This is a genomic window from Vibrio sp. 1CM2L (assembly GCF_023161695.1).
Classification (GTDB): domain Bacteria; phylum Pseudomonadota; class Gammaproteobacteria; order Enterobacterales; family Vibrionaceae; genus Vibrio; species Vibrio coralliirubri.
In genome coordinates, this window is record NZ_JALNTT010000002.1 from 486,468 (window position 1) to 499,535 (window position 13,068).

Here is a 13,068-nt window from a genome sequence, read left to right on the forward strand (position 1 = left end):
AATCTTCATTTGTCCCTTTTTCTATTCGAGAATTGGTTAAGGCTTAATGCTTATACCTTGAACAACTATACCTTGAACTGATTGACCAACTTTTGTTGTTGTTGAGACAGTTGATCAATTTCATTACCCACTTGCTCAGAAGCCGCGGCTTGCTCCAAGATCTTCGCACTCAAATCGCGAATATTAACCACGCTTTGATTTACTTCACCGGAAACCGATTGTTGCTCTTCAGCTGCTCGAACGATCTGACTGTTCATATCACTGATCGCCTCAATAGAAGTAAAGATCGACCCCAGATCTTCAACTGCTTTTTGAACGTGTAGCGCAGTGTCGTTTGCAAGTATATTTCCTTCTTGTATCGCTTCAACGACATCTTGAGTTCCAGCATGAACCTTGTCGATCACCGCTCTGATCTCACCAACCGATGACTGTGTTCGGCTTGCGAGGTTTCTTACCTCATCCGCAACAACAGCAAAGCCACGGCCTTGTTCGCCAGCACGAGCCGCTTCAATCGCCGCATTCAATGCCAGTAAGTTAGTTTGCTCAGAGATCCCCTCAATCACACTTAAGATCTCGGTGATGTTGCCGTTATTTTTGGCCAACTCTTCAACAATAGGAACAGCACTCGACATACGTTCCACCAGCTTTCTCATTTCACCGGCTGAAAGCTCAATAACTTGTTGCCCTTGTTGAGCAGAACGATTCGCTTCGCACGCTGCATCAACGGCCACTTCTGCGTTTTGTACCACTAAGCCCGCTGTTTGGGTCATCTCTTCAGCCGCTGTTGCCACAAGATCGACTTCTTTAAATTGAGATTCACTGCTTTCTCGAGTGCTTGATGCCGATGCTTTAGCCTGGCTTGTCGTACTCGCCACTTGCTCAGTGGTGTGAATGACTTCTTTAATCGTGTGTTGTAGCTTATCTAAGAATAAGTTGAACCCTTTAGATAGCTGACCAATTTCGTCTTGAGACTTAACCTCTAAACGCTGCGTCAAATCCCCTTCACCAGAAGCAATATCATTAAGTCGCTCGACCACTTGTCGAATAGGCTTCACAATTGAAAGTGAAGCAAATGCGATAATAGCTAAACCGAACAAAATGAATACGGTACCTGCAATTACTTCCGTCTTGATGCCTTCACTTAGCTTATTACTAATGATGGAATCCAATTTGTTGGCATCAGCGACGACGCTCTCTCTTGGGATCTCGAACAATACACCCCAAGTTTGGTTAGCCGCAACAACAGGTGCAAAGGCAAGTAACCACTCACCGTTCTCACTCCATTGCGTTGTCACTTCACCACCAAAGATAAAGTCGGTCATTAAATCACTGTTTGTATTGTCACTTTGGAAGGTTGAACCGACTGCAATGCTTGAATCATCAGAAGCGATGACTGAACCATCTAGACTAACCACGTAAGCTTTGCCCGCACCGTTAAACAAGCTCTGGTCAGATTGAGTAATCACACTGGTTAAACCATCGAGTCTTAGATCAATACCAAGAAAACCAATCGCGACATCGTCGACTAAGATGGGTACCGAAATAGAGGACGTAAGTAGTGTTACACCACCGCTGTTAACCACTCTAGGCGTACTAATACATGTTTGCCCTGAAGACAAAGGACAGTAAAAACGTTCGCTATTGCTGTCATCATTCAAGATCGATTCTGAAAGAACGTTCGCTAGAACATTTTCACCGTTATCTGCTACCTTCCAATAAGGAGCAAAACGACCTTTTTCGTTAGAGCCAACATAGTCAGCATCGACATAATTCGCATCTTCACTATCGAGTAAATCAGGCTTGAAAACTAGATATGCACCTTGAATAGAGTCGAAGTTTAAAACCGAGCGACGAACCATTTCATCCAAGGCGGTACGAAGCTCTTCACTTGGCGTAAAGTTTTCGTCTGCATTGTTTTTTAGAAACTGAGCACTGGCCGCAAGCATCTCTGCGCGGTAAATAGCTTCGTCTACATAACGTTGAGTTTCTTGAGCATTAAGCTGAGAAACAGACGCCAGCAGCTGCTGAGTTTTATTGATAACTGATTCTGAACTTTGAGATTTGATGACTTGTTGATTACTCGTCGCGTTGTAGATCGAGAAACCAATAAGAGACAGTGACGTAATGATTAAACAACAACCTGCTAAGAGGGTTATTTTCCACTGTACCGATAGAGAGCGCATTTAATATCCTTATTTAAGCCAAAAGACTTCCATAACCATAACTATCACACCGACAACGAATTGCTGTACACAATGTAAATAAGTTAGACGAATAGCTTAGCGGATAATTACAGCACAAATTGCTTACATATAAAACGAAAGTTTACACAAATGTTAATAGAGCGTGTTTTCTTCCTTTTTTCTGTGATTTCAAATGATGTACTCATATAATCATTGGCTATGTTGCTTAGGTTTTAGGGCTTTGGACATAGCCAAAACAGCGATATTTAAAGGAAGCCCTCTCCACCCTCTCCCTCTTTAAAACGCAGCGATTTCGGATTAGTTTTTATAATCCAAGTTATAGATTTTTATCTTGCTCAACTTCACACTTTTTGATTGCTAAGCCTGCAATCAAGCTCTAATATCTCGCGCCTAGATTCCCTGATCACTTTATTCATTTGGCTCTCCTTTAATGGAGCGCTAAGGCTTTTTACGTCTTAATTTTTGGAGAGATACGCAAATGTCCGCCTCGTTTCCATTAGCGAAACTTACCTTTTTAATCGCTATTCTGACTGCCGTAGGTCAAATGACTCAAACGATGTACGTGCCTTCTATCGGTCATATGGCAGGTGAGTTCTTAGTTTCGGCATCTTCACTGCAAGCGGTGATGGCGTGTTACTTGATCCCTTATGGTCTGTCGCAATTTGTCTACGGCCCACTTTCTGATCGCCTAGGTCGTAAACCGATCATCGTGATTGGTTTGATCATCTACATCATCGGTACTTTGGTAGCATTGTTCGCTCACGAATATGAATGGTTCTTAGCGGGCAGCTTTATCCAAGGTTTGGGCATCGGTTGTGGTGGTGCGATGTCTCGTACATTGACTCGCGACTGTTTTGAAGGCGCAGAACTGCACCGTGCAAACAGCTTGATTAGCATGTGTGTGATTTTCTCACCATTGATGGCTCCTGTATTAGGCGGTTACCTAACCGAAGTTTTCGGTTGGCGTTCTAGCTACTTGTTCCTTGCGCTGTTCGGCATTGCTGTTGTGATCACTATGATGACGAGCATGATGGAAACACTGCCGAAAGAACGACGCAAGCATGAATCGGTTGCCAACAGCTACAAATTCGTTCTGTCTGATAAACGTTTCCAAGGTTTCTTATTGGTATTGGTCGCAACATTTGCTGGTGTAGCCGTATTTGAAGCAGCTGCAGGTGTATTGCTTGGTGGCGTGCTTGGCTTACCGGCAACCACAGTAAGCTTGTTGTTTGTCTTGCCTATTCCGGGTTACTTAGTCGGTGCTGGCTTATCTAGTTACATCGCACAACGTCGCTCTGAGCGCCGCGCACTGAATGTTGGTCTAGTAGCTATCTTGGTAGGCTCAACAGTGGTATTGATACCGGGTCTGTTTGGTCAAACAACAGCATTAACCTTAATTGGCGGTGCAACCATTTACTTCTTGGGCGCTGGCATATTATTCCCTGCGGCGACAACAGGGGCACTTTCGCCATTCCCCTACCACGCTGGTACTGGAGGTGCGATTTTAGGTGGAATGCAAAACCTAGGTGCTGGCATCGCAACACTATTGGCATCGTTCTTCCCAGCTCAAGACCAACTGCCACTCGGTTGCTTGATGATTGCAATGTCATTCATCGCTATGCTTGGTTTACGTTGGGTTAATCGTAAACCTGACCACTCAAATGAAATGCCATTGGCTATTTAACGTAAAGCTCGAATCCTGCCCAAACAAAGGAAAGGGACATACTGAACAGTGTGTCCCTTTTTGTTGCACATTATTCCTTCCACTCTCACGTATCAGTAATTTCATTTAACATTGCTTTGATTTTTTGAAAACAATAACAGACACTTACGATGAAGGTGCATATCCAGAATCCAATTATAAATAATATCACTGGAAGAACACCAACGTACCTGAACTCTCACAACCAAGGATGCTGGCATTAAAACGAGTAAGGTACAGACTAAGGATATACAGATGCGTATCGCTTTAACCACATTAGCCGTATCAATAGCGCTTGTCGCCGGATGCAGCAATCAAGGAATCTCAACCATGAACCACTACTCCCAATCACAACTCGTCGCTCAGCAAACCCAAGCACCCGTTGCTAAGAAAGTCCCTCACACAATGACGATTCATGGTGACAGCCGAATCGATGATTACTACTGGATGCGCGATGATGCACGCCAAGATCCAGAGATCTTACAACAACTTGAACAAGAGAATCAGTACGCAGATACAGTGCTGAAACATACAGAAACAGCACAAAAACAATTATTTGAAGAGATTAAAGGCCGAATCGCCAAAGACGACAATTCGGTACCGGTTCGCAAAGGCAGTTACTACTACTCGAATAAGGTCACAGGTGACAACGAATACCCAGTTCACCTGCGTGAAAAAAACTTTTTAGGCACAGACAAGCAAGTCATCTTAGATGTTAACGAGCTAGCAAAAGAGCATGAATTCTTCAGTATTGGTGGCTTAACGATCAGCCCAGACGAAAACTTGTTGGCCTATGGCGAAGATACGCTGAGCCGCCGAATTTACACCATCAAGATCAAAGACCTCACGACAGGTGAATACCTAAAAGATGAAATTGAAGGCGCTTCAAGTGCAATCGCGTGGCAAAACGACAACCAAGCCTTCTACTACATCAAGAAAGATCCACAAACATTGCTGGGTTATCAAGTTTACCGCCACGTTTTAGGCACCGCTCAGGCAAGCGATGAGTTAATCTACGAAGAAACCGATAGCGCTTACTACACCTCTTTGAGTAAAAGCAAAGATGGTGAACAGGTCTATATTTGGCACTCGAGCACAGAAACCAGCGGTGTTTCAGTCATCGATGCCAACAACCCAAAGGCTACAGCTGAGGCTTTCTACCCAAAAGAGACAGGCATAGAGTACAGCATCGCTAAGCTAGGTGATTGGTATTACATCTACACCAACTACCAAGCGGTCAATTTCCGTTTAATGAAAGTCACAGCTGAAGAGATGCATGATCGCTCAAAATGGGTCGATGTCATCCCAGCAGACGATAATACTCAGCTTGTTGATTTCGAGTTGTTTGATGACCATCTTGTTTACGAACAACGCGCGGATGGCTTGTCTACAGTGAAAGTTCGCCAACTCTCAACAGGCTACGAGTTCCCACTTGAATTTAACGACACCGCATTTGCCGCTTACCTAACGAGTAACTATAAATTAGATAACTCAAAAGTTCGTATCTATTACAGCAGCTTAACCACGCCAGGTACTTATTATGATTTCGACCTAAGTACAGGTGAATCCGAGCTCATGAAGCAAACCCCCGTCTTAGGTGATTTTGAAGCGGATAACTACCAATCAGAGCGAATCATGGTTAGGGCCCGCGATGGTAAGCAAGTCCCTGTTTCTTTGGTTTATCGTAAAGACTTATTCAAGAAAGACGGCACTAATCCAATCTACCAATACGGCTATGGGTCTTACGGCTCTACCATCGAACCGACCTTCAGCTCAACTCGCCTAAGCCTACTAGATAGAGGTTTTGTTTATGCCATCGCACATGTCCGCGGTTCAGAAATGCTTGGTCGCCCTTGGTATGAAGATGGAAAAAAACTGACCAAACAAAACACGTTCAACGACTTTATTGATGTAACCAAAGAGCTTGTTGAAGAAGGCTATGGCGCTAAGGATAAAGTGTTCGCCGTTGGTGGCTCTGCTGGCGGTCTATTAATGGGAGCAATCATCAACCAAGCACCAGAACTGTACCGTGGTATTGGTGCACATGTTCCGTTTGTAGACATTGTGACAACCATGCTCGATGAATCGATTCCTCTAACCACCAACGAGTATGACGAATGGGGCAACCCAAACGATAAAGCCTACTACGATTACATGTTAAGTTACTCACCATACGACAATATAAAAGTGCAAAGCTACCCGAACATGTTGGTAACGACAGGCCTGCATGATTCACAAGTACAGTACTTTGAGCCAATGAAATGGGTCGCGAAGTTGCGTGAGATGAAAACAGACAACAACGTGTTGCTGTTCAAAACCGATATGGAAGCCGGTCACGGTGGCGCTTCTGGTCGATTTAAACGACTAAATGAAGACGCACTCGAATACGCGTTCTTTTTGGATTTAATAAAGACTCAATAGATTCTGCGTAACTGTAAGTATTCACATCATTTAATGTCGCCATTTTGTCTCTACAAAGTGGCGACAGAAATTATCAAGCATGGTTAAATACGATGAACCATGAAATCCACCAAATCAAAAGCCTTTAAAGACAAGCAGTGACAAAGGTTTACGAGAGGTATAAAAACAAATGAAAGTAATTAGCTTCAACATCAACGGCCTCAGAGCCCGCCTTCACCAACTGCAAGCTATTATCGACAAACACCAACCCGACGTGATTGGTCTGCAAGAGATAAAAGTGCACGATGAAGCCTTCCCAATTGCTGATGTTGAAGCAATGGGCTACAAGGTTTACTTCCACGGTCAAAAAGCCCACTACGGTGTGGCAATGTTGTGTAAGCAAGAGCCTATCTCTGTGCAGAAGGGTTTCCCAACAGATAATGAAGATCATCAAAAACGCATGATCATGGCGACGTTTGAAGATGAAAATGGTGAAAAAGTTACCGTGCTAAATGGTTACTTCCCTCAAGGGGATAACATCAAGCATGAAACAAAATACCCGTACAAACGTCAGTTCTACAAAGACTTAATGACTTACCTAAACGACTATCACAACAAAGATGAGCAAGTGATCGTAATGGGCGACATTAATATCAGCCCTATCGACGCAGACATCGGCATTGGTGAACCTAATGCGAAACGTTGGTTAAAGACAGGTAAATGTTCTTTCCAACCAGAAGAGCGCGAATGGTTGAAAACATTGATGGACTGGGGCTTCGTAGACAGCTTCCGTATGCTTCACCCTGAAGTGAACGATCAATACTCGTGGTTTGATTACCGTTCAAAAGGTTTCGTGGACAACCGTGGCCTGCGTATTGATGTAGTCCTTGCGACTCAAAAGCTTGCTGACAAGTGTACTGAAGCTGGCATCGACTACGAGCTACGCGGCATTGAAAAACCGTCAGATCACGCTCCGATTTGGTCAACGTTTAAGTAAACAACAAAGTCTGCAAATAAAAAACGGCGCTCAATGAGCGCCGTTTTGTTAACTGTATGGATGCCGTGCGGTTAGCTAAGGGGTCTTAAGTAAGCAAGGAAACGCTTCTCTGCGAATTTGAAAATCGCGATGATGATAAACGTTAGCGCCATGTAGAACAGACCTGCCGTTAGGAAAGACTCGAATGGAGCATAGTAACGAGAGTTAACCAAACGCGCTGCACCTGTTAAGTCCATAATGGTTACGATACCAGCTACCGCAGAGCCGTGAAGCATGAAGATAACTTCGTTACTGTAAGCCGGTAATGCACGACGTAGAGCACTTGGCAAAATGATTCGGCGGTAAGTCTTTGGTGTGCTCATGCCGTACGCTTTTGCTGCTTCAACTTCACCTTTAGGTAAGCCATTAATAGCACCGCGAATGATCTCTGCTGTATATGCTGATGTGTTAAGAATGAATGCTACCAGAGCACAGAACCAAGCGTTTTCCCATAGCGTGTCTTTTACTGGGAAGAATTGGTCCATACCGTAGTAAATCAGATACAACTGCACCAATAACGGCGTACCACGGAAGAAATAGATGAATGACCAAGCCGGAGCGTTAATCAGCATATTTGGGCTATTACGAGCGATCGCTAATGGTATGGCTACGAATAAGCCAATAATCAAAGCGACACAAACCATCCAAGCCGTTGTCCACAAACCACCAAGGTAAATCGGCAGGCTTTCAATTATCAATGAAAAGTCCATAACTACCTCGCGTGGATACTGAATTTACGTTCAACCAGCTTAAGTAAGCCCGTCGAAACACTGGTGAAGAATAAGAAGATAATCGCCACTGTCATATAGAAGGTAAATGGCATTTTGGTTGAACCCGCTGCCAGTGCGCTAACACGCACCATATCTTCTAGGCCAATAATGGAAACCAGCGCGGTAGTTTTAAGTAAAACCAACCAGTTGTTACCAAAACCCGGCAGTGCGTGACGAATCATTTGCGGTAATAGAATACGACGGAACGCTAGAACAGGCCCCATGCCATAGGCCTTTGCTGCTTCCATTTCACCGCTATCAACCGCCATGATCGCACCACGGAAGGTTTCAGCCATGTAAGCGCCAAAGATGAATCCAATGGTTAAGACACCAGCAACAAATGGACTGACATCAATATAATCAGGTAAGTAAGCGGTCCATTCGTGGTTAGGATCACTTGATGTGAACCACTCATTGAGCCACTCATTGATGGAATACAAACTGTTGTTTAAAAGGATTTGTCCACCAAAGAAAATCAGCATCATCAAGACGAGATCAGGAATGCCTCGAATAACGGTTGTGTAGAGGGTTGCGATAGCACGAGCCCAGCGATAAGGCGCTAGTTTTGCTAAGGCACCTAGCATACCAAGAACCATAGCTAAAATTAGCGACAGCAAGGCAACTTCGATTGTGAGCACCGCCCCTTTCAGGATCGACGCTTCATATCCTTGTAAATCAAACATAATGAATTCCAACAGAACTGCGAAAAAGTTGGTAAGACAGGGAGAGGAGAACCTCTCCCTTAAGAAGTGATGCTAGAGATTACTCACCGTATACGTCGTAGTTGAAGTATTTAGCAGCGATCTCTTGGTAGATGCCTTTTTCACGTAATGAAAGGATTGCAGCATCTAATTGCTTAGTCAGATCTTTGTCTTGCTTACGTAGAGCAATACCAAAACCTTCACCGAACCACTTAGGATCGGTTAGTGATGGACCAACAAACTCGTAGTCTTCGCCACCAGCTTTGTTTAGTACGCCTTCTTCTAGAGCAGATGCATCACCCAGTACAGCAGCAACACGACCGTTAGCTAGATCAAGGTAAGCTTCATCGAATGAACCGTAACGAACGATTTCTACAGTGTCACCGTAGTTGTCTGTTAGGTACTTATCGTGCGTTGTTGCACGTTGAACGGCGATCTTTTTACCACTTAGATCATCAAAGTTAAGGTCGGCACCTTTCTTAGCGATGAAGTTGTTTGGGATAAGTGCGTATTTACCAGTGAAGTCGATCTTTTTCTTACGCTCTTCCGTGATAGACATTGCCGCGATGATCGCATCATATTTACGAGCAAGTAGAGAAGGAATAATACCATCCCAATCTTGTGCAACGATCTTACACTGCACCTGCATTTCAGTACAAAGCGCGTTAGCCATATCGACATCGAAGCCTTTCAGTGAACCGTCAGCTTCTGTCCAGCTAAATGGAGGGTAAGCACCTTCAATACCGAAACGTACTGTTTTCCATTCTTTTGCTTGAGCTACGCCCGTTGCAGCAGTTGCAGCAAGTGCCGCGACTAATAACCACTTTTTCATATCCCTACTCCTGTGATTTAGGTTTTTATGTTTTGCTAGTTTTAATATTGTGTTTGTTGTTACTTATTAACTTACTTGTTGTGTTTTATTGTTCACACCGTCGCAGTTTACCTTGGCAACGGCATTTCAATTCTGATTAGTAAATCGATGAGATAAATTGTTGTAAACGCTCAGATTCAGGTTCCGTAAACAGTTTAGCTGGATCGCCCTGTTCTTCCACTAGACCTTGATGCAAGAACATCACATGGTTAGATACGTCACGAGCAAAAGCCATTTCGTGAGTTACCACAAGCATGGTTCTTCCCTCTTCTGCTAGATCGCGCATTACACCAAGCACTTCGCCTACTAACTCAGGGTCTAACGCCGATGTAGGTTCATCAAACAGCATAACTTCAGGATCAACCGCTAGCGCTCGCGCAATCGCAGCACGTTGTTGTTGGCCGCCAGACAAATGGCCCGGATAGTAATCTTTACGCTCATACAGCCCTACTTTCTTCAGTAGTAACTCTGCATTTTCAATCGCTTGTGCTTTAGGTACGCCCAAGACGTGAACAGGCGCTTCGATAACATTTTCGAGAACGGTCAGGTGAGACCACAGATTGAAACCCTGAAAAACCATCGCCAGACGAGAACGGATTCGCTGTACTTGTTTTTCATTGGCAGGAACAGAAACACCTTGGCGGTTGTTTTTCATTTGAATTAATTCGCCATTAACCCAAATCTCGCCTGCGGTAGGTGTCTCTAAAAGGTTGATACATCTAAGGAAAGTACTTTTACCCGACCCTGAAGATCCGATAATCGATACTACATCGCCTTTATGCGCAGAAAGTGAAATTCCCTTTAAAACTTCATTTTGACCAAACGTTTTGTGTAGATCCTTTATGTCCAGCGCTGGTACATCTTTCATGCGCTTTCTCTCCCAAGTTTGTGAAAATGCAAGGTACTCCGACCTTTTCATGCGATACAAACTAGCACCACACGGAATAACATGCAACAAATTATTAACCTAATAATTTGGAATAAATAGCGATTCACTCTGACTTATTATGCAAAAGGTAGCGTTTTCGCCTCAATTTAATGAATGGGTTCTATCAATAAGCTGTAATTACACCCCTTACATTGTTTAAATAAAGTTAATCAAAATGAGATTCTCGTAGCTGGATGTCTCACAAGAAAAACACGTTTTGTGAACTTATAAACATTACTGTCGACAAAATATAGCGCACAGATTCAGCACACTTCCCTCACCATAAGGCACAATTATTTTAAGGTTATTACATTGTAAGTATTTTACTCAGTGCGTGGGGCAAGCGAGTAATAGTGAGATAACTCAGTAAACATAAAGCATTCAGCCAATGCCATAGCGGTAAAGGCTCGGAGAAGATAAGAAAACGACAGTTTGTGAAAACAAATTACACGATTCATCAATGGGAAGTTAATGAATCGCTGCGTTTTGTAGCTTTCTTTCACATACACTCATAAAGTGATCAAGATCAATCACCCTAAAGGGTAAGCTTGTTAGACTCCTCAGCAAAGAATAAGGCATTAAAAATGCCAAACATTTCTTTTAACTTAGCTGCATAAAGCACATCAAAACCGTGCAACATAATGTTAATGAGTTATAACTAAGAAATAACGCAATTACGCGAACTTATAGAATTCAATTTTAGAATTACTAACATAAAATATGAGGAATCTATGTCAGACGTTGTGAACAATGCGAACTCTGAAGTAGAAGAGAAAAGCTATAAAGAGCTACACCGCCCTGCTTCTGAATTTGAGAGCCGCTCAGATTATCTAGATCACGAGCTTCAAATCATGAAGCCTCGCCGCTTCGGTCTAAACCTTCCAGGTCGTGACTTCCGCTTTGAACTTGAAGACCTTGTTCCTGCACTTGCTGGTACCATTGGTATCATCGCGATGTACTCTGCAGTAATGATGTCTTGGGCTGATGGCCTAACTCAAGCTTGGGATCACGTAAACCTTGGTAAAGAGTTTGCGATTGAAGTCGCTCGTGTAGAAATGCTTATCCCTGCACTGCTGTTCTGTATCCTTGCTTCTGGTTTCTTTAACCCTAAAGCAAACCTTGCCGGTAACCACGGCCCAATGATTCCTCTTATTGGTACCATCGCTCTCGCTGGTGCTCACCCTCTTGCATTGGCAATCCTTATCGGTATCTTCGGTCTAATCCTAAGTTTCCTAAAAGGCGGCTCCAAGCTGGTTAACCTGACTTCGGAAGGTACCGCGGGGGGCTTGCTTATCTTCTTAGGCCTAACGGGTACCATGAGCCAAATCAACTCGATTCAAGAATGGGCGGTTGGTCTTCAATCTTCTACTGTTGAAGCGGGCAGCATGGGTTACGTTGGTTTAATCGTTCTTGCTATTACTATTGCTATCTACGCTTTCCTAGCAAAAGTGAACAAGCGTTGGTTAGCTATTCCAGTGTGTGCATTCACTGGCCTTGCTATTGCATTAGTATTAGGTGCTGGCTTCGACATCGTATTCGAAACTGAAATGGGTATTCCAAACCTAAACCCAGTTTACTGGTGGGGTTCGACTTCTGAAGGTTGGATGCTTGGCTTGCCAAACGTTGAACACTTCATTGCATCTCTACCATTTGCAATCCTTGCTGTAGCAATGTGGTCACCTGACTTCCTAGGTCACCGTATCTTCCAAGAACTTAACTACCCTAAACGTTCTGAAAAAGTGCTTATGGACGTAGATGACACAATGACTATGTGTTCTGTTCGTCAAATGGTGGGTACAGCGGTTGGTGGTGGTAACATCACATCTTCTTGGGGTACGTACATGATCCCAGCAGCAATCGCGAAACGTCCAATTCCCGGCGGCGCAATCTTGCTTGGTTCTCTATGTATTATTGTTGCGATTCTTGGTTTCCCAATGGATGTAGCAGTATGGCCACCAGTGATGCGTGTTGCGCTACTTGTAGGTGTATCTCTGCCTCTACTTGAAGCGGGTATGCAAATGGTTAAGGATTCAAAAGATTCTCAAGCGGCTGGTATCTGTATCTTCGGTTCAGCAGTTGTTAACCCAGTATTAGCATGGGCACTGACTATGCTTCTAGATAATAACGGTCTAATTGGTGATAAAGAGCGTGCGAAGCGTCTATCATTTGTAGATAAGATTGTTATCCCAGTTGGCGTTTTAGTTATCTGTCTAGTAGCAATGCTTGCAGTTGGTATGCTAGAAAGTCAATATGGCCTAAAAGCTTGGCTATAATGGTCCTTACTACACAAAAGTAGTATTAGGATTAAAAAAAAGTTTGGGTGGCAACCCCTGCCACTCAAATTTTTTCAACTTTTTTTGGCATTTATTGATTTAGTTTAAGGTTTGCAGAAATTTTTTAGCGTAGTCTTGAATACATAGAGTAAAGACAACATATAAAAGGTAGTGACAATATAT

General features: G+C 43.5%; 9 protein-coding genes. 4 read left to right on the forward strand and 5 right to left on the reverse strand.

The genetic code is table 11. The features are described from left to right. Window positions 1-65 precede the first annotated feature (65 nt). Window positions 66-2,183 carry a methyl-accepting chemotaxis protein gene (locus tag MSG34_RS07310; protein ID WP_248336878.1) on the reverse strand — a complete coding sequence of 706 codons (2,118 nt, stop codon included), beginning with the start codon at window positions 2,181-2,183 and terminating at the stop codon, window positions 66-68. Between the two features lie 499 nt (window positions 2,184-2,682). Between MSG34_RS07310 and emrD the strand changes: the two genes are divergently transcribed. The 3 genes from emrD (at window position 2,683) to xthA (ending at window position 7,303) form a co-directional block, all read left to right on the forward strand. After that, a complete protein-coding gene (gene emrD, locus MSG34_RS07315; protein WP_017065927.1) occupies window positions 2,683-3,888 on the forward strand; it encodes a multidrug efflux MFS transporter EmrD in 1,206 nt (401 codons plus the stop codon). 348 nt (window positions 3,889-4,236) lie between these two features. Beyond that, window positions 4,237-6,327 (forward strand): S9 family peptidase, encoded by a 2,091-nt coding sequence (locus MSG34_RS07320; protein WP_248337241.1) that lies wholly within the window; start codon window positions 4,237-4,239, stop codon window positions 6,325-6,327. Window positions 6,328-6,496: 169 nt separating this feature from the next. Continuing rightward, on the forward strand, window positions 6,497-7,303 hold the full coding sequence (gene xthA, locus MSG34_RS07325; protein WP_248336880.1) for an exodeoxyribonuclease III: 807 nt from the start codon (window positions 6,497-6,499) through the stop codon (window positions 7,301-7,303). Between the two features lie 71 nt (window positions 7,304-7,374). On the opposite strand, the gene MSG34_RS07330 is transcribed toward xthA, so the two are convergent. From MSG34_RS07330 to MSG34_RS07345, 4 genes are all read right to left on the reverse strand, one after another. Continuing rightward, window positions 7,375-8,052: an ABC transporter permease gene (locus MSG34_RS07330; protein ID WP_017062123.1), complete on the reverse strand. Its 678-nt coding sequence runs from the start codon at window positions 8,050-8,052 to the stop codon at window positions 7,375-7,377. Window positions 8,053-8,054: 2 nt separating this feature from the next. Next, entirely contained in the window at window positions 8,055-8,795 is a 741-nt protein-coding gene (locus MSG34_RS07335) for an ABC transporter permease (RefSeq protein ID WP_017066929.1), read from the reverse strand. 79 nt (window positions 8,796-8,874) lie between these two features. Then, window positions 8,875-9,645: an ABC transporter substrate-binding protein gene (locus MSG34_RS07340; protein ID WP_017066930.1), complete on the reverse strand. Its 771-nt coding sequence runs from the start codon at window positions 9,643-9,645 to the stop codon at window positions 8,875-8,877. 136 nt (window positions 9,646-9,781) lie between these two features. Then, the gene (locus tag MSG34_RS07345) at window positions 9,782-10,552 is read right to left on the reverse strand and encodes an ABC transporter ATP-binding protein (RefSeq protein ID WP_004736532.1); all 771 of its coding nucleotides are present in this window, start codon (window positions 10,550-10,552) and stop codon (window positions 9,782-9,784) included. Window positions 10,553-11,343: 791 nt separating this feature from the next. Here MSG34_RS07345 and MSG34_RS07350 point away from each other — a divergent pair. Continuing rightward, a complete protein-coding gene (locus MSG34_RS07350; protein ID WP_048616229.1) occupies window positions 11,344-12,885 on the forward strand; it encodes a DUF3360 family protein in 1,542 nt (513 codons plus the stop codon). Window positions 12,886-13,068: the final 183 nt, after the last annotated feature.

Excerpts from the sequence above, each read along its gene's own strand:
- MSG34_RS07335 (WP_017066929.1), bottom strand. The coding sequence starts at position 8,795 with ATGTTTGATTTACAAGGATATGAAGCGTCGATCCTGAAAGGGGCGGTG.
- MSG34_RS07330 (WP_017062123.1), bottom strand. The coding sequence starts at position 8,052 with ATGGACTTTTCATTGATAATTGAAAGCCTGCCGATTTACCTTGGTGGT.
- MSG34_RS07320 (WP_248337241.1), top strand. The coding sequence starts at position 4,237 with ATGAACCACTACTCCCAATCACAACTCGTCGCTCAGCAAACCCAAGCA.
- MSG34_RS07345 (WP_004736532.1), bottom strand. The coding sequence starts at position 10,552 with ATGAAAGATGTACCAGCGCTGGACATAAAGGATCTACACAAAACGTTT.
- MSG34_RS07350 (WP_048616229.1), top strand. The coding sequence starts at position 11,344 with ATGTCAGACGTTGTGAACAATGCGAACTCTGAAGTAGAAGAGAAAAGC.
- xthA (WP_248336880.1), top strand. The coding sequence starts at position 6,497 with ATGAAAGTAATTAGCTTCAACATCAACGGCCTCAGAGCCCGCCTTCAC.
- emrD (WP_017065927.1), top strand. The coding sequence starts at position 2,683 with ATGTCCGCCTCGTTTCCATTAGCGAAACTTACCTTTTTAATCGCTATT.
- MSG34_RS07310 (WP_248336878.1), bottom strand. The coding sequence starts at position 2,183 with ATGCGCTCTCTATCGGTACAGTGGAAAATAACCCTCTTAGCAGGTTGT.
- MSG34_RS07340 (WP_017066930.1), bottom strand. The coding sequence starts at position 9,645 with ATGAAAAAGTGGTTATTAGTCGCGGCACTTGCTGCAACTGCTGCAACG.